The organism is Muribaculum sp. An289 (assembly GCF_002159555.1).
Lineage (GTDB): Bacteria > Bacteroidota > Bacteroidia > Bacteroidales > UBA932 > Merdivivens > Merdivivens faecigallinarum.
In genome coordinates this window covers 67922-87161 of record NZ_NFIV01000005.1, presented here as the reverse complement: position 1 = coordinate 87161, position 19240 = coordinate 67922, and the positions used below count along the sequence as shown (strand labels likewise).

The following is a 19240-nucleotide window of genomic DNA, read 5'->3' as shown; positions in this document are numbered from 1 at the left end:
ACCTTTTCGGACCAGTATACATAAACCGTATGATTAACAGGAAGCAAATTTAAAAAAAATCAGGAACAATTTCATGCTTCATAAAAAAAAGAAGCGGCCTGCATACCGCAGACCGCACACTGCTTATTAAATAAAACCGTATGAAAATCACACTACTATCTTACAGTCCATCCTTCAGTCCAGTCATTGTCGGCAGAAACCGCACCTCTGTAAGGGGCGTTCTCGAAGAAAGAATCCACCGGACCGTCACCGCCTTCGGAAGTGCCTATGAAACCGTCAGTGAAAGTAAGGGAAGCTCCTACTTCATTTCCCGCACCCTCGAGGAAATTCTCGGTAAGGTATACATCCTGGTCTATGGACGAAATTTCAGCTGCGGCTATCGAAACGTAATTCAGCTTGGAAGTCCCGTTTACCAAAGAATTGGCTGTCTGCGGAGTCTCTACGATGAGGTCCAGTTCCTTTCCGCAGATAAGGGCATTGTAAAGCTCGACCTGTGTACCTGCACGGAAACGTGCCCCATGTATGCTTTCCGAGCTCTCATTGCCGATAAGGGTAACGTTTGCAAGAATAGGATGAGCTACCGGGGTCGCCTCGAAATCATTACCGTTGTTGTCCGCCTCTATCAGACAATCGCACTCGTAACCGAGTTCGGAAGCGGAGTGTTGGATAGCTACGAGGAACTGGCCTTTGCCCGACCAGCCTTCGGTCCAGTCAAAAGAGTCGTCGCTGCAGTCGGTAGCAATGAGATGGCTTACATTCACGGTACCGCCGAACCACTCGAAGCCGTCGTCAGCTCCCATATAGGCCTGGCAATAGCTTACTTCCGTTCCCCTTCCTACGCCGTAGAAAGAAATGCCGTTGGATTCGTGTTCCTCATCAAGGGCCCAGCCGGTGTATTCGAGCCTTACATATTTGAGAACTCCCGAATTGTCGTTGTCATCATTGCCGCCATAAGGGGCATTGCCTATCTCGGAAAGACCTGTGCCTCCCTCGACATTGGAAGTCGCACGTCCGCAAATGTGAAGACCGCCCCACGCGCCGTCTTCCTTGACTTCCGCTGTCATCACGATAGGTTTGCTTGCAGTACCTTCAGCCATTATCTTCGCACCTTGCTCAATCAGGATATAATCCGTGATATCATCATAAACGGCCGTGATGGTTACGCCCGGCTCTATGGTAAGGACAGCCGGAGCCTGGACATGGAAACCGCCGGAAAGTTTGTAACTCTTTCCTTCCTCAAGCGTGAGGTCTTCGGTAATTGTCCCGGTAAGCGTTTCAGGAGCCGTCGGCTCTTCAGGACCATTCGTACCTTTTTCACATGCAGCGAACAAAAACGGTAAAGCTGCCAACAAAATAAACTTTTTCATCTGTAAAAATTAATTTGGTTTATAAAATCCTTTTTTATTGTATTCTTCTGAAAATCCTTCTGTCAAAATTTTTCTGTCAAAACTTATATGTGAAACCTATCTGCATTCCTACACCCGGCCTGTACTTCTCCACGTAAATCCAGGTATTGCGGGAAATGACCTCCTGCCTGAATGAAACGGTACTGTCGAGGATGTTGTCGAACCGGAGATTCAAAGAGCAATGCTCCCCTATGTTGTAAGTAGCGGTAAAATCAAGGGTATGCAGACCGTCCTGAATCACATTGCCGAGCCCGGACACCCCTACCGCATGTATCCTTTCGCCCTGATAATTGTATGTGAGCGCAAGTGCCAGGGCATCGCCGTTCCTAAACTGCGGAGTATATGACAGGTCCGCATTGGCAAGCCATGGGGAAGCACCCTGCAAGGCCCTGCGCGCATCGGTATACGAGCCTCCTTCGGGAAGAATCACGTCAGTGTACATATAGGCCACATTGGCATTCACGTAAAAATCCTTTACAATTTTCTTCCGTATCTCGAATTCGACACCGGCCGCCATTCCATTGTCCGCATTCTGGAACGAATGCTGCACGGACGTACCTCCCGAAAGCATCTGAATCCTCTCTATCGGGGAATCGAGGTATTTGTAATACAGTGTCATCGATATCAGGTCCGTCCCTGAAATCCATTCATAACGGAGATCCAGGTTGTAGTTATAACCGTTGCGTATGTCGGCATTACCGCGTATCTGTGCGCTTCCGTATGCCTCCTGGTACAGGAACGGGGACATTTCGATGAATGACGGGCGGGTGACAGTCCTCGATGCCGAAAGACGGAGATTGTGGTTCCTGCCCATATTGTACCGGAGATTCATGGCCGGGAACAAATCGTTGCCGGTAAGTACGGAACGTTCCGCGATTCCCTGGTCGTTATGATAATCCACCGCCTGTGAACTGTATTCATACCTGAGACCGAGATTCAGCAGAAGTCCGTCGGTAATATTGTAATCAGCATCGACATAGCCCGCGAAAATCGTACTCGACGCCCCGTATGTATCTGTCGGAGGCATGCTGCGGTCTATTCCGACAAGTCCCGAAGAAATATTTTCCTGATTTATGAAAACCGAAGGGGTGAAAATATCGTCCACCGGAGAATTCAACTTGTTGACATCGTAGTAGAAACGCACCGCCGAATAATCCCTCGTCTTGTATTTTCCCGCCACACCGGCCTTCAGTTTAAGGGTTTCCCCCAAAGTGTATTTTGCCGAAACCTCGCCGTTGTACTCGGACTCGTCGAGGTTTCCCCAATACCTCATGGTTTCCTGGCTGTTGTTTTTAAAATACCTCAACTGCCCGTCGCTGCCCCTTGCATACATCACCTGCCTTCTGTCCGGTTCGCTGCTTCCGGTAAGGCTTGCCGAGCCTTTCCATTCCAGAATCCAGTCCGTGGACAACGTGTGGAAACCGCTGAGTTGGTGGTTCTGCATTTCATATATGTGCTCGGTGGAGTTGAGGCCTACAAGGTCGTTGTCCTCCCTGTCGTAGCCATGCCTGTTCATAAAGGTTATGCCGGCATTCCTTGCATAGAAGAACGTATATTCTATCTTATCGAAATTTTCAAACCTGTATCCGAGCGAAAACAGTCCTGCCGTTTTGAGAAGCTGCTCGTAACTGTCGTCATAGAACTCATTCACCGTCGTTCCAGAAGCTTCGAGGGTCCTGTTGAGGTTGCCGTACATGTTCTGATACCCGTTGGAAATATTGGCCGCCGCCATCAGGTAGATGCGCCCTTTCGGCAAATCCCAGCCGTCCGTCCAGATGAAACTGCCTTTCATGTCCCCGGGCATGGACCTACGGGCCACATCGAAACCGTGCCTGAAAGGATTGTTCCCCTTTATATAGTCGTCGAATTCAAGACGGCTCATCGAATAAATGTTCCCCGGAAGTTTAGGGGTGGCGAAGAGCGAAGGGCTGTCCATCATATAAAAGGCCTTCCCTATCGTCATGGTATTGCTGCCGTAGCCTATCGAAAGCTGCAAAAGCCGCTTGTCCCCGCCTTCCTTGGTGGAGATATCCACATGCGCTCCCGAATAATCCGCGTAAGTGTCTGCCCGGAACACCTTGCTTACAGTGATGTTCTGTATCGTGGAAGCCGGGAAAATGTCCAAAGGGATGAGTTTGTTGTCCGGATTCGGGGAAGCTATCGGCATGCCGTTGAGCGTTGTTATACTATAACGATCGCCTAAGCCTCTGACAATCAGCTGGCCCGACGATGCAATCGACACTCCGGAGAGTTTTTTCACTCCCTCCTGGACATTGGATATGCCCTTGACTCCCATTTCCTTTGCACCTATATTTTCTATGGAGACAGAAGAATTGTGCCTTTCCAGAAGCAGGGCGCGCTCGTTATCCAGAGTCTTAGTCCCTATGACAATGCTCTGTTCGAGCATCTCGCTTTCGGCTTCCATCTCTACCAGAAGTTCGCTTCCGGCAGCCACGTTTTCTATGATAATTGTCTTATAGGCGAAAAAACTGATTTCTATATTTACCGAAGGGGCATTGCCTATTTCGAGTTCGAATCTTCCTTCCGCATCAACCACGACAGCATTGGTCGTACCCTTTTCGACAATCGTAGCCCCGAGCATCGGAGTTCTGCTTTCTTTGTCAATTACAACGCCTTTGACCGTATCCGCGTAAAGCGTAAGGCTTCCGGCAAACAATGTGAAAATTACAATTAAAAATAACCGTCGCATATAATCTGTTTTGCGACGGCAAAAATATGGTAGCGATATTACACCGGATTTACAGGAAAATTAAATAAATATTACAACTGTCCGTGCCCCTATTGCAACTGCCCGTGTCTCGGTTTCAGCCTGCGTACCTCTTCGCGGTATTTCGAAGGGGAAAGGCCCACCTCGTCCCTGAAGACACGGAAAAACGAAGCGGCGGAATTGTAACCGAGTATCTCATAAAGGTTTTTAATCTGGATATCATTGTCCAGGTTGGAAAGAAGCCGTGTCGCATCGGCAATCCTGTACATATTGACATATCCCCAGAACGTCCTGTCGGCATAACGGTTGATGACCCTCGATATGTAAGTCCTGTTCGTCCCGAGCATGGAAGCAAGCCTGTCCAAGGAAATCTCATTCGAAAGGTATATTTTATCCTCCCTCATCAGTTTTTCCAGCTTGTTGAACAGTTCCTCGTCAGCCGATTCGCTCCCTTTCTGCTTCTGAGGTTCCAGATATTTCCTAAGCATTTCACCCCTTTTCATGTAATCCTGATAATGTTGCACCAGTTCCTTGTTCTGCCTGCTCTGACGGCGGTAGAGCCAGAAGAAAAACACACCGGCTACCGTAGTAAGGACACATATTGAAAGTATGATATACATGTCGAATTTCCTCTGGCGTATGGCGTTCTGCAAGGAAGCCTGCTCGTAAAGGTCCAAAAGGCTGTTGAAAGAAGCATCTTTATCAACATTAAGTATGCTATCGCGGGAAGCCGCGGCTATTTTATAATAATGGAAGGCAGCCGGAACATCCTCCATGGCCTCATAAAGCCGTGAAAGAAGGGCGAGAACCTGGTAACGGTAACGTATGTTGTCATGTTCGTCAATCATTTCCAAAGTATTCGCAAGGAACGTCGCCGCCTCATCGTAACGTCCCGACCTTATAAGCATTTCACCCCATGTAAGCGAAAGTTCGAAATAAAAATCCGGATCCGAATGCTGCGCATACCCGAAACCCTCCCTCATCAGGCGTTCGGCTTCAGGAAGATTCCCGGCATTCATCGCGACTTCGCCGAGAACCATGAATATGCGGGAATATACGAGCGAATAACCGTCCCTGTCCGCGATTTTCCTGGCTTCCATGGCATATTTCCGGGCATTGGAATAATCCCCCTTGACAAGGAGCATCATCGACATCACCACATCCGCCGTACACATCATATAGGTATCTTCGGGATTGTCCTCGCTTATGCCTATCGCCTCACGCGCATATTTCAGACCGGTCGTGTCCCTGCGGAAAAAATATATCATGCTTATGTTGAAAAGCGCCGTACAGGTGTTTACCGCATCGCCGTCATGGCGGTAATAGTTCAATGCCTCGGTAAGATGAATCAGGGCCGAAGGATAATCGAAACCGGCCTTTATGTCGTATGAGGCCTTTATCCCGTTCAGCATGGCTTGTAAATTGGGGTACCGTCCGAAACTTTTTTCCATTCCCGAAAGGGTATCGATGTATCTTGCCGCCTTGGGATAATCGTCCGTAAAGATTGCAGCCTGGGCTGAATAAAGTCCCGACACGAGGACAAGCCGTTCGTCCATATCCTGGCTTCTTGCCGCAAAGATGTCGCCGGCCCTTACCGACAGACTGTCGAAAAGGCCTTTCCTGCAATATGAGTTGAACAAATCGACATATTTCCAGGTAACATCTTCCCTGTCAGAATCCGTTTTCCCCACGTGCTGCCTTTCGCAGGCAAATGCAAAATGCGACAGCACTCCTATATACAATATAACAGCTATGATTTTCAATATTTTATTCATATTCCAAAAGTAATCAAAATTTTCAAAATCCAGTCACAAAATGTAAAATATATGTAATGCAATCCTTTTTACCGGCAGATTCCGGAGCCGGGAAAAATTTTTATTCTAATATTGGAAAATTTTTTAAATATTGAAAACGACATGAAGAATTTTTACATTTTAGGAATAATGTTGCTAATAGCGCTTATTTCCGGTTGCAAGAAAGACGTAATTGTAAAATTGGCGACCCCTGCACCTATGATAGATACAGTCGCAAGCAATACTGCCACTATAGTATGGGAAGCCGTTGAAAATGCCGCATCGTATGCATATACTGTAAATGACGGTGAGGAAACAAATGTTACAGGGACGGAAGCAGTCCTTGAAGGCCTCGAAGCAGAAACCGAATATACAGTCAAAGTAAAAGCCGTTGCCGGAGACGCGGGTCCCTATGCAGATTCCGATTGGGGTACAGTCACAGTCACGACTCAGAAAGAGACATTCGCACCCACTGCATATACAGTATACCCTATGGATCCGATAGCTACGATGAATGAAGCGAATCTCTCAAATTCATATATCAGAAACATTTCTCCTTCAGGAAACTATGCGGTAGGCTTCGATGACCAGTTCGGCAACCCTACTTCTTTCGTATGGGAACGGGCTACCGGTGAATTTACAATCCTTGAGTCAGGAGACTACGCAGGATGCATTGCGTACGATGTAAATGACAATGGTATCATAGTCGGGTCTGTATCCGACGGTTCTGTCCAGACCCCAGCATACATGGATTTCAAAAACGGAGGTTCTTGGACTGAACTTCCTACACACGGCCTTGAAAATGCGGCATATCCCGGACTTGCAGCGGCCATAACAAATAACGGACTCATAGGGGGCATGGTAGTAACAGAACTTGAGGACGGCACAAGCAGATGCGTCCCATGCGTCTGGAACGATTATCAACTCGATCAATCTATGTTCACACTGCCGGAAAACGGAGATGCCGTAATGTATGGCAGCTATATTTATTCCATGTCCGAAGACGGCCGCATTATGTCCGGCTGGCAGGATTGGGGAAACGGAAGCCGCTCCCCTGCAATATGGATTGATGGACAGCTTACACGCATCTACGGTGAAACCGAGACTATCGGAGACGAAGGTTACATTTATGAAGGTATCGCATGGGGAATAAGTTCCGATGGCAGCAAGGTAACCGGATATTTCGCCCCGGACGGGATGGACATTACAGGATTCATCTATGATATTGAAACAGGTGAAAAGACAGAAGTCCCTTCGTATGGCGGAGTTGCAATAGACGGTAACGGAAAAGCATACATGACCGGAACGATGGGCATGGGAGGCATGGTTTGGGAAAATGGCGAAACATACATGGTCTCAGACATATTCAACGGACTCGAAGGAACTTTTGCAACAACCATCGATTCTACACTCGGTACTGACGGTATGATAGAAACCGTATATTCGGTATCGGATGACGGAACGGTTTACGGCGGGTCATACAATTACAGTACTTTCGGCAGTGCAATGCAGTTCCCGGTAATCATAGTTCTGGAATAAACAACAATAAAGGAATAATTCACAATAAATAAAACGTTTCATAATGATTTGAGGCCGTGTCCCTTTCCGGGGCACGGTCTATTTTATTAGGATTATTTTACTCGGGCGCAATCTCTTTTCGGGTACGGTCTCTTCTCGGACACAGTCTCTTTTATTCCCGATTACTTGCAATAATAGTCAATCATACGGTTAATTGCCCGCTGGCATACAGGACAGAAATCAGGCGCCGTATTGGTCCGCATCCGGCAGTCTTCGCGGGAACGGTAGACACCTTTGGCCATATATCCACCGCCTTCGTGGATTCCAACCTGGGCTTCATCCCATTTTCCCGAATCCATCATATCCTTCCACTTGCTCCCGAAATCCGCCATTGTGGTGATATTCGGCTCCCATGGCTCGATATCGGAGATGTAAAAATTTTCGTAAGCCGCCTCCGATGTAAAGTATTCATCGCCCAACCCAGCGAAACTGTGCCCGAATTCATGCACGAAAACCTGATAGGACAGCTCGTCTCCGGCAGTCCCGAGGGCATACGAATTGTAAATCCCGCCGCCGCCGTATTTTTCCTCATTAACGACAATGAAAAGCGCATCGAAAGGAACTCCCGCCACATTGTCGGCTATCGCCTTATAGTCCGTGACCGTCAGATAGCGGTCTATGTAGAAAGTATAGAAATGCGAATTGAGGGCCGTATGTTTCCAGATACCTTGGTCCGGAATATCAGTTCCCTGCTCCGGAGATATAACATCCACGGCCGTGACATTAAAATCGTCCATGCGGGACTTGTACGGTTCCATAGAGAAGAGGTATTCCATGAATTTCCGGCAGTCCCGGTGGAACTCGTCCATCTGTTGCGCAGTATAACCTTCTGCCACGAAAAGCAAATCCACCTTATGCTCCATCGCGCCTGAAACCAACAACGGAGTGGCAGCATAGTCCTCCGCCGGGGCTTCGCGGCAGACAAGGACATCGTCCGGATCGACAGTACAGTAAAATATCTCGCGGAAGCGGCCCGTCCTGCCAGTCCCGCAGGCTTCCTTCATCCTTTCGGACAGGGTGATACGTACTTCTTTTTTGGGAAAAGGCATCCATACGCTCTGATTGTAAGCCTTTGATACCACACGGGCTTCAGGAGTCGTCCTCCACTCCTGGAACAGGGTTGAAAAACCTTTCGAGTATATCAGGGTATCGCCGTCAACTGTGCGTACTTCGAACATGTACTCACCGTAACGGAACGGATCTATAAGGGACTCATGAGAGCCCGCCCATGCGCATTCCTTCCTCAAACCGGAAAGATAGGCCTGCTGACTGTCGGCATTGCCCGCAAGAACAAAATCCACCCTCAGGCGGTCGGAAGTGAACCATGCATCGTAATCGGGGCTCTGGGCCCATGCGCGGACGGCCGAAGCAATCGTCAGGGCAGTCGCGGCTAATATGAAAATGATATGTTTCATGGTGCGAAAATAATCATTTTGCATCAATTCAGAGTTCACGTGCACGCCCCGACTTAACCCAAACGCATTGTTACACATTGATAAACAACAGGTTAACTCCTTGACAAAAAATTTCAAGTGTGGATTCTGCTCGGTTCCGAACCCCTCGAAATCCACAGTTATTTTTTCTCCAGCATGTTACTTATCGTTGATTTACAATGTATTACAACAAGAAAAGTTAAGTCGGGGTGTGCTCTGAACAAAAGGCTTCGTCCTCCTCAATCCCGGGAAAGTGCCCAGAATTCGCTGGAATTTGGTTCACTTCCCCGGCAGGTTAGTCGTCAGAGGGGCATGCATAATACAGTTGTTTTAATTGATTACAATGCAAAGGTATCCACGCCTTATGCCAAAACATGGCATATCATATAATACACATTCATCTAAGTTGACCAAACAAATTATTTGTGTAATTTTGCAGTATCACTTCAAATTTGCACAACTGTCCTATTCCGAAATCCGTAGACATGATGCAATTTCATACATTCATCCGACTGTGTGCGGGACGTATAGGTTCATTGTTCAAGGCTTCGGAATTGGCAAACGAAATCGGTGTCAGTTCCCATACCATCACGGCTTGGATGTCCGTACTGCAGGCTTCCTATATCGTAACTCTGCTGCCGCCATACTATGAAAACACCCGCAAACGGTTGACAAAAGCTCCTAAACTTTATTTTACGGATACCGGGGTTGCCTGTCACCTGCTCGGTATAGAGTCTGCGCAGCAACTTGCACGGGACAAGATGCGAGGCGCACTGTTCGAAAACTTCATTGTCATGGAGGCATTGAAAAGACGATACAATCTCGGAAAAGAGAGCAATCTCTATTTTTACCGGGATTCTCACCAGAACGAAATCGACCTTATATTGAAGAACAGCTCTGGGCTATACGGAATAGAAATAAAATCCGCCATGACCTTCCATCCTGATTTTGAAAAGACCCTGAAACAGATGGACGGATGGATAAATAATCCGGTTATCGGAAAAGCGATTGTCTATGCAGGCTCGTTAGAAAACAGCGCAGGCGAAGTCAAATTGATAAACTACAATCATTTGTACGAAATTTGGGATATTCCGGTTTTCTGAAGATTACTACTTTAATTGGTTCACTCCTCGGGTAAGTGATACATCTCCCGCATCCTTTCGATTTCCTCCGCTATTTCTCGGCGGAAGGATTCGGGCGATATGACCTCTATCTGCGAACCACGTGAGAGGATTTCCAGTTTGAAGTCAAGCGTAGGCTTCAGTCTGTAGCGGAATACGGAATAATCCGGCCTCGTTTCTACCTCTTCCTGCGTAGGGTGCAGAGGCAGGGCGCGCATATAGTGGGTGTACATCCAAAAAGACTTTATCTCAATGGTTTCAGTTTTGATATTGTCCCTGGTTATCACCCCGAAATAATCGGAAAAATAATCCCGTGGGTCGAAAGAAGCGGGATACTCGAAACGGGTATCGAGAAGTTCCAATTCCAGTATCCTGTCCAATGAAAATATTCTTAGCGCACCGCGTTCCCGACAGAAACCGAGCACATACCAGATTTGCTTGAAAATCTTCAGACAATACGGTTGCAGGACATATTCTCCCGGCTCGGATTTCCAATAACTCTTATGGTTCAACCTGATTTCACACCCTTCACGCATGGCTTCGACTATCGGCATAAGATATTTCTGTCCGGAAGGCACATCTTCGAGCAGGATACGGTCTTTCAAATCCTGGCTGTCGCTTATCATGTTGCTGACAGTAAATGTATTCAAAAGCCACCTGCGCATCGTCTCCATTCTGATGTCCTGCGGATTTTCTATGTAATAATAATTACCGCCTTTACGCTGGCATTCGATGTTGATATCGAACAATTCCTCGACATCGGCCCTCCAGTTATGAAAAGTCCTTTTGGGCAATTCCTCCCCATCATTCAGCGAAGAACGCATCCACCTGTCATTCAATTCTTCGAACGTTATCTTCCCGGCCCTGCCGATAGTATCCACAAGCCAGATATATTTAAAAAGAAGGTTTTTGTTCATAACTCAAATCATAAAAATTGAACCATATAGAACGGCACATATGATACACCGTCCTGCCTGAGCAAATCTTTACCATAAACAAGATACCTTTCCGATATCCTGCTTGAAAATTTATTGTAAAACGCATCCAATGACACATGGGATTTATACCCAGAAGATTTGACTTCCAAAGGACATAATTTGTTATGCCTTGACAAAAGGAAATCTATCTCATAATTGTGCTTGCCGCTTTCAGTCGGGAATGTATAGTAAAACAGTTCATTTCCGGAAGCACGAAGCATCTGCGCAACCGCATTTTCATAGACATAACCAAGATTGACACTTAGTTTATCGCTAAGCAACTGATTATATATCACGTTTTCTGTAAAATCCTTGTCTTTGAATGCCTGTGTGACAAACAAGCCTGTGTCGGCAAGGAACATCTTATATCGATTCAAATCCTTATTTTGAGCCATGCCCGTATTTGGATCATTGACATGATAAGCCATATTGATCGTCATGGATTCTCTCAAAGCGGCCAGAATCTCTGAAAGTTTAGAGTTGCGCGAATCCCCAATTACGCTTGATACTTTATAACGAGCAGAGTTTTTGTTCAGTTCGGCAGGAATGGCATCAAAAAGCATTGACAATCTTCCTGTCGGGTCTATCTTATAAAAATCTTCATTATATAGATTCAGAATATCCCTTTTTACAGCATCCACCCTACTGAGATTGTTAGTCTCTATGTACTCATTTACCGATTGAGGCATCCCTCCTACCAACATATATAGCCTAAAATCCCTCATTAATTTACGATGTGCTTCCCGGAGAGGGATCATTTCTTTAAAACATTTTTCCAATAAAGGAAATGTGGAGAAATCACCGAGAGCCCATTTAAATTCTTCAAAATCCATCGGATACATATTTAACCGTGTTTCTTCGCTCGGTATTATGATATCCTTGATATTTTTCTTGATGGAAATCAGCGAACCCGTTTCAATATAATCATATCTGCCATCTGCTACAAGATGCTTTATGGCCTGTCGTGCAAGTGGTTGCAACTGAACCTCATCAAAAATTATAACCGATTTGCGTTCATATAACTGGACACCGTATATAAGCTGTAGCCTTAAGAAGATATAATCCAAATCTGAAATATCGTTAAACAGATTGAAAGTTTCTGTCGAAGCGGATGAAAAATCAATAAGAATATACGATTGATACTCCTTTTCAGCAAACTGCCTTACGATAGTCGATTTTCCTACCCGTCTCGCACCTTCTATCAGGGCAGCCGTTTTACCATCACGCTCTTTTTTCCATGCCAACAGTCTTTCATATATCTTTCGCTTGAATCTTTGTTCCGGCATCTCAATATATTTTTAATTGATTACAAACGTAAAAATATATCATTTTGTAAAAACCTCAAAATGTTTTTGGACAAAAAAGTACAAAACCTCAAAATGTTTTGGAATAAAAAGGCACAAAACCTCAAAATTCGATGTACTATAATTCTTGTCCACAACTTTGTGGGCCACAGATTTGTGTACTTTGGTTTTTTGCATATATTTGCCGGCAGAAGAGATATTTATGGAAAAAACATTCATTTTTTAAGTATCAGTAACCGGAAATAATTTCACAGACAGAAAGCAGGAAACCGAAAGGATAAGGACGAACTTCCCAAACGGAATAAATACCATTCTCATATCACCAAGGAGAATAGGAAAGACATCTCTGGTCAAGAAAGTATGTGAAACAATAAACGGGACACAAGTGAAGACTGTTTACATGGAAAGTCATCTGTCAGCCGAAATCACGGGCACACCCCGACTTAACTCAAACATGCCACTATACATTGATTAACAACATATTAGCTCCTTAGCAAAAATTTTCAAGTGTGGATTCTGACAGGTTCCGAACCCCTCGAAATCCACAGTTATTTTTTCTCCCATACTTTATTTGTCATTGATTTACAATACATTACAGCAAGAAAAGTTAAGTCGGGGTGTGCTCTGAACCCAAGAGACTTACCGATACAGCATCTCCCCCATACAGCATCTCACCCCTATCTCACCTATCCCTCCCCATCCCCCCTATCCGGACAAGGTATCCCCCCTTATCCTTGACAAGGAAGTATTTGCATCTGTACGGAATTTGCATCTGTACGGAAAAAACAAAAGGACGGCCCGAAGACCGTCCCCCGTTTGAATAGCGTATGAGGAACTTAATCCTTGAATTTAGCTTTAAGATATTCCCTGTTGAGGCGTGCGATGTGTGAAACAGTGATGTGCTTAGGGCATTCCATTTCACACGCACGGGTATTGGTGCAGGCGCCGAAGCCGAGCTCGTCCATCTTGGCAACCATAGCTTTTGCACGGCGTGCTGCTTCCGGTTTGCCCTGAGGAAGCAAAGCGAGGGAGCTAACCCTTGCCGCCACGAACAGCATGGCCGAACCGTTCTTGCAGGTGGCAACGCAGGCGCCGCAACCGATGCAGGCAGCAGCATCCATACTCTCATCCGCATTCTTCTTAGGAATAGGAATCGCATTTGCATCAGGGGCACCGCCGGTATTGACGGAAATGAAACCGCCAGCCTGAAGTATCTGGTCAAATGCCTGCCTGTTAACCACGAGGTCCTTGATTACCGGAAAAGCGGCACTTCTCCATGGTTCTATGGTAATGGTATCGCCATCGTGGAACTTCCTCATGTGAAGCTGGCAAGTAGTAACTTCATCGTCAGGCCCGTGCGCACGGCCGTTTATATAAAGAGAGCACATACCGCAGATACCTTCCCGGCAGTCGTGATCGAACGCTACCGGACCGCTGCTCTTGCAGCCTTTCTCAACTGCAACGGGATCCATCCCCTCTTCGATGAGCTGCTCGTTGAGTATGTCGAGCATCTCGAGGAAAGAACTGTCAGGAGATATGTTCTTTACTTTGTAAGTCTCGAAATGACCTTTCGCCTTGGCGTTCTTCTGACGCCATACTTTAAGTGTTAAATCCATTAGCGTTAGTCTTTATAATTTCTGGTAGCAATTTTTATGTTTTCAAATACGAGAGGCTCTTTGTGGAGTTCAGGCTCTACATTGCCGCCTTTGTATTCCCATGCGCTGACATACATGTAATGTTCGTCATCGCGTTTAGTTTCACCGTCTTCGGTCTGCATTTCCACACGGAAGTGTCCTCCGCAGGACTCCCTTCTGTTGAGTGCGTCCAAAGCCATGAGCTCGCCTATTTCGAGGAAATCGGCAACCCTCAGGGCCTTTTCGATTTCAGGATTGAACTCCCCGTTTTCTCCCGGAACGTATACGTTCTTCCAGAATTCTTCCCTGAGAGCCCTGATTTCGGTAATTGCTTTCTTCAACCCTTCTTCATCGCGGGCCATGCCTACGTATTCCCACATGATATGGCCGAGACGCTTGTGTATCGAATCAACGGATTCCTTGCCTTTGATTGAGAACAGCTTGTTAATCTTGTCCTTAACGGCTTTCTCCGCCTCATCGAAAGCAGGATGCTTGGTATCCGTCTTAGGAACCTGGATTTTCGAAGCGAGGTAGTCTCCGATAGTGTAAGGCAGGATGAAATATCCGTCTGCAAGACCCTGCATGAGGGCAGATGCTCCGAGGCGGTTTCCTCCGTGGTCGCTGAAGTTGGCCTCGCCTATCGCATAAAGTCCAGGAATGGTTGTCTGAAGATTGTAATCTACCCAAAGTCCGCCCATCGTATAGTGAATGGCTGGATAAATCATCATAGGCTCTTCGTAAGGATTGACGTCGGTAATCTTTTCATACATCTGGAAGAGGTTGCCGTAACGAGCCTCTATCACATCCTTTCCGAGTCTTTCAATGGCCGATTTGAAATCGAGGAATACCGCAAGACCGTGTTCGTTCACACCGTAACCGGCATCGCAGCGCTCTTTTGCCGCACGTGATGCCACATCGCGGGGAACGAGGTTTCCGAATGCAGGATATCTGCGCTCCAGATAGTAATCCCTGTCTTCTTCAGGAATCTGGGAAGCCTTGATTTCACCTTTACGGAGCTTCATCACATCCTCCTTCTTTTTAGGAACCCAGATGCGGCCGTCATTACGCAACGACTCTGACATGAGGGTCAGCTTGGACTGCTGGTCGCCATGTACCGGAATACAGGTAGGATGTATCTGTGCAAAACATGGATTGGCGAAAAACGCACCTTTCTTGTAGCATTGCCATGCGGCGGAACCGTTACTGTTCATCGCATTGGTCGAAAGGAAGTAGGTGTTTCCGTATCCGCCCGAAGCCAGAACTACCGCATGGGCACCGAAACGTTCTATTTCGCCGGTAACGAGATTCCTTGCTATGATACCGCGGGCCTCCCCGTCTATCATCACGAGGTCGAGCATCTCATGACGAGGATAAGTCTTTACATTGCCTTTGGAAATCGCACGGTTCAAGGAAGCGTATGCACCGAGAAGCAGCTGCTGTCCCGTTTGTCCCCTTGCATAGAAGGTACGGCTTACCTGCGCACCGCCGAATGAACGGTTGTCGAGCAATCCGCCATAATCCCTTGCGAAAGGAACTCCCTGGGCTACACACTGGTCGATGATAAGATTACTTACCTCCGCAAGCCTGTAGACATTGGCTTCCCTGCTTCGATAGTCACCGCCTTTGATGGTATCGTAGAACAGCCTGTAAACGGAGTCATTGTCATTCTGATAGTTCTTTGCGGCATTGATACCTCCTTGTGCGGCAATGGAATGCGCCCTGCGAGGAGAATCGCTGATGCAGAAAACCTTGACATTATATCCGAGCTCTCCCAAGGTTGCGGCTGCGGAAGCACCGCCGAGACCTGTACCGATAACGATAATTTCCAATTTTCTCTTGTTACCCGGGCTTACGACACGGATCTGAGATTTATGCTTTGTCCATTTTTCAGACAAAGGCCCCTCAGGAATTTTTGATATGAGTTTTTCGGCCATCTTGTTATTTTATTGAATTTTGGCCCAAAGGTACAAATAATTTTCAATCATTACGCATGGCGCACAGAATTTCATACGCTTTATCCATATCGGGAACATTCCTGACCGAAATATACAGGTGTCCGCCGCTGTCTTTCAGCTTGAAAGAAGCCGGATTGTCCTGAATGTACCTTATCACTTTTTCAAAACGCCCCGACTTATAATAAGGGGACATCGGATTGGACACGAAATGCGCTATCATCACACCGTTCTTTATAATCATACGTTCGAAACCCAGCGACATGGCGACAATCCTGATTTTCACGACATTCATGAGCTGCCTGAATTCTTCCGGGACCGGGCCGAAACGGTCCGATATCTCCTTGTTGAACCTGTCCACCTCGCGGACTGAAGTCATGGAATCCAACTCCTTGTAAAGTCTTATTTTCTCGGCCTGCACATTGATGTAATCATCGGGGATGAACAATTGCATGTCAGTCTCTATCGTACAGTCGGACACATAGTTGTCATTCGTCTTACGGACGACGTTCCCCGTCTCGCAACCGAGCTCCTCCATAGCCTCGGTAAGGATTTTCTGATAAGTTTCGAAACCCATGTCCGAGATGAAACCGCTCTGCTGGGCTCCAAGCAGGTTTCCTGCCCCGCGGATATCCAAATCCTGCATCGCAATATTGAAACCGCTCCCGAGTTCCGAAAAAGCTTCTATGGCCTTCAGCCTGCGGCGGGCCTCATCCGAAATGGAAACAAGCGGAGGCACTATGAGATAACAGTAAGCCTGCCTGTTGGAACGCCCTACCCTGCCCCTCAACTGGTGCAAATCGCTGAGTCCGAAATTCTGCGCCTGGTTGATAATCATAGTATTGGCGTTAGGAATGTCTATTCCGTTGGAAATAATGGTAGTGCAAAGGAGTATGTCATATCTCCCCTTCATGAAGTCGAGGACCTTTTCCTCCAGTTCCTTCGCTTCCATCTGGCCGTGCCCTATGCATATCTCCGCATCCGGGACTATACCTTTAATAATAGAAGCTATTCCATACAGGTCCTCGATTTTGTTATGAACGAAAAATACCTGCCCTCCCCTATCCATTTCATAATCGATGATATCCTTTATGGCATCGGCATCGAAATTCATGATTTCCGTCCTTACGGGTATCCTGTTGGGCGGAGGAGTGTTTATAATTGAAAGGTCGCGGGCTCCGAGGAGTGAAAACTGCAATGTACGCGGTATCGGAGTAGCCGTAAGTGTAAGAGTGTCCACATTGATTTTCAACTGTTTGAGTTTTTCTTTCGCCGCCACTCCGAATTTTTGTTCCTCATCCACTATAAGCAGGCCCAAATCCTTGAATTTCACTTCCTTTCCGAGCAGCTTGTGGGTACCTATTACAATATCGATTTTCCCGTTCGCAAGATTCTCCAGTACGGTTTTCGTCTCTTTGGCCGTCCTCATGCGGCTGAGATAATCGATATTGCAGGGAAAATCCTTAAGGCGGGCCGTAAAGGTATTGTAATGCTGGAAGGCCAGAATGGTTGTCGGAACCAAAACCGCCACCTGCTTGCTGTCCGCAACCGCCTTGAAAGCGGCCCTTATCGCAACCTCGGTCTTTCCGAAACCCACATCCCCGCACACGAGCCTGTCCATCGGATAAGCCTCTTCCATGTCGGCCTTGACAGCCTTCGTGGCCTTTTCCTGGTCCGGTGTATCCTCATATATGAAAGAAGACTCCAGTTCCTGCTGCATGTAGGTATCCGCGGAAAACGGGAAACCCTTGGCCTGCCTCCTTTTGGCATACAGGTCTATGAGATCTTTGGCTATGTCTTTCAGCTTGCTCTTCGCCGATGTCTTGAGGTTCTGCCACGTCTTGCTTCCCAATTTGTTTATCTTCGGTTTTTCTTCCGTTTCCGAAGACTTGTACCGGGATATCTTATGCAATGAATGGACGGAAACGAAAACGACATCGTTGTCCTTATACACAAGTTTTACCATCTCCTGCATCTTCCCGTTCATGTTTACCTTCACAAGACCTCCGAAAATACCGATTCCATGGTCGATATGCACCACGTAATCACCTATTTTGAAAGACGTCAGATCGTTGATGGTAAGCGATTCGCTCATTTCAACGCTGCGGCGTGAAACAACCCTGTGGAATCTGTCGAAAATCTCGTGGTCGGTATAACAGCACACTTTAGAATCATGGTCTATGAAACCGTTCTGTACAGTAAAACCGGCACTGAAGTCCACATTCTGGACATTAAAGGTGTACAATATGCTTTTGAGCCTCTCGACTTGTCCCGGTTTGTCGCTGAGCACATATACACTGTACCCGTGTTCCATCCTGTCTTTCAAATCTTCAGTAAGAAGTTCGAAATTCTTGTTGAACGAAGGCTGGGGCGAAATATTGAATCTCACCGTAGGCACGTTTTCATGCCGCGAAGACGGGTCCGCACCGATGATAAACCTTCTGAAATTCCTTATCAGAGAAAAATAAGGCTTTTCCCTGTATATTTCGGCAGTATCTATCCACAGTACCGTATCCTTTGGAATAAACGAAAAGAACCCGCATTTCTTCACGTATGTTTCATTCCCCGCGGATATGTCCGGGAAAATCTCCACCCTTTCCATGCTCCCCGTCGAAAGCTGTGTATTAGTATCGAAAACACGTATCGACTCTATCTCATCCCCGAACATCCCTATACGGTAAGGAACATTGTTCGAATATGAAAACACGTCTATAATGCCGCCCCTGAGGGCAAATTCGCCCGGAACGGAAACAAAATCGGTCTTTACGAAACCATGCTCCAACAACTTGTTTTTCAACGCATCGAGAGAAATCTCATCTCCTTTCGACAGGAACATTACCGCATTTTTCACCTCACCTTTCTCCACGAATTCCTCTTCTATGGCATCCGGATAGGTCACTATTATCACCCCACCTTCAGGAGCGTTCCCGTTCCCATATTCGACCATGGCCCCGATTGCGGAAGTACGCTGGACATTGTAGGTCGCCTTCCTCGCACTCTTTTCCAGTTTCGCACCGGACACCGGCAGAAGATAAACGGACTCCGATTTCCTTATATTGTATATGTCCGAAGCAAAATTTTCAGCGCTTTCACGGTCTGGCATCAGCACCACGTTCATTCCTCCGTCTATAACCGCATCAGCCACAAAACTTTTAGAAGAGAGATAAAGGCCTTCGATTCGGATTTCATCGCAGCCTTTTTCGGCGAATTTCCGTATTTCACCGGTTTTTTCCTTACTTATGAACATCCCTATGTTGAAATTGTGTTGAAAACATGTTACAAAGTTAAAAATAATGTGTTGATAAAATCAAATA

At 46.7% G+C, this 19240-nt stretch carries 10 protein-coding genes and 1 pseudogene; 2 read left to right on the top strand and 9 right to left on the bottom strand.

Annotated elements, in window-relative coordinates:
- Positions 1-155: 155 nt before the first annotated feature.
- The 3 genes from B5F83_RS05365 to B5F83_RS05355 all read right to left on the bottom strand — a co-directional run bounded on the left by B5F83_RS05365 (position 156) and on the right by B5F83_RS05355 (position 5909).
- On the bottom strand, positions 156-1367 hold the full coding sequence (locus tag B5F83_RS05365; RefSeq protein WP_204207338.1) for a hypothetical protein: 1212 nt from the start codon (positions 1365-1367) through the stop codon (positions 156-158).
- Positions 1368-1443: 76 nt separating this feature from the next.
- Entirely contained in the window at positions 1444-4116 is a 2673-nt protein-coding gene (locus B5F83_RS05360) for a TonB-dependent receptor (RefSeq protein WP_087277729.1), read from the bottom strand.
- An 89-nt stretch (positions 4117-4205) separates the two neighbouring features.
- Positions 4206-5909 (bottom strand): helix-turn-helix domain-containing protein, encoded by a 1704-nt coding sequence (locus tag B5F83_RS05355; protein ID WP_087277732.1) that lies wholly within the window; start codon positions 5907-5909, stop codon positions 4206-4208.
- 141 nt (positions 5910-6050) lie between these two features.
- Between B5F83_RS05355 and B5F83_RS05350 the strand changes: the two genes are divergently transcribed.
- Positions 6051-7466 (top strand): fibronectin type III domain-containing protein, encoded by a 1416-nt coding sequence (locus tag B5F83_RS05350; protein WP_143822468.1) that lies wholly within the window; start codon positions 6051-6053, stop codon positions 7464-7466.
- 161 nt (positions 7467-7627) lie between these two features.
- Here the strand turns inward: B5F83_RS05350 and B5F83_RS05345 are convergent, their stop codons facing one another.
- Positions 7628-8920, bottom strand: coding sequence for a M64 family metallopeptidase (locus B5F83_RS05345; RefSeq protein ID WP_158094163.1), 1293 nt, complete (start codon positions 8918-8920; stop codon positions 7628-7630).
- A 500-nt stretch (positions 8921-9420) separates the two neighbouring features.
- Between B5F83_RS05345 and B5F83_RS05340 the strand changes: the two are divergent.
- A pseudogene (locus B5F83_RS05340) lies at positions 9421-10041 on the top strand (DUF4143 domain-containing protein); the annotation flags it as partial.
- A gap of 20 nt (positions 10042-10061) precedes the next feature.
- On the opposite strand, the gene B5F83_RS05335 reads toward B5F83_RS05340, so the two are convergent.
- From B5F83_RS05335 to mfd, 5 genes are all read right to left on the bottom strand, one after another.
- Positions 10062-10976: a WYL domain-containing protein gene (locus tag B5F83_RS05335; RefSeq protein WP_087277742.1), complete on the bottom strand. Its 915-nt coding sequence runs from the start codon at positions 10974-10976 to the stop codon at positions 10062-10064.
- 8 nt (positions 10977-10984) lie between these two features.
- A complete protein-coding gene (locus B5F83_RS05330) occupies positions 10985-12322 on the bottom strand; it encodes an AAA family ATPase (RefSeq protein ID WP_087277745.1) in 1338 nt (445 codons plus the stop codon).
- 854 nt (positions 12323-13176) lie between these two features.
- Complete coding sequence (locus B5F83_RS05320; protein ID WP_087277750.1) at positions 13177-13956, bottom strand: succinate dehydrogenase/fumarate reductase iron-sulfur subunit; 780 nt, start codon at positions 13954-13956, stop codon at positions 13177-13179.
- Between the two features lie 5 nt (positions 13957-13961).
- A complete protein-coding gene (locus B5F83_RS05315) occupies positions 13962-15908 on the bottom strand; it encodes a fumarate reductase/succinate dehydrogenase flavoprotein subunit (protein WP_087277752.1) in 1947 nt (648 codons plus the stop codon).
- Positions 15909-15951: 43 nt separating this feature from the next.
- Positions 15952-19173 carry a transcription-repair coupling factor gene (mfd, locus tag B5F83_RS05310; RefSeq protein WP_087277756.1) on the bottom strand — a complete coding sequence of 1074 codons (3222 nt, stop codon included), beginning with the start codon at positions 19171-19173 and terminating at the stop codon, positions 15952-15954.
- Between the last annotated feature and the right edge of the window lie 67 nt (positions 19174-19240).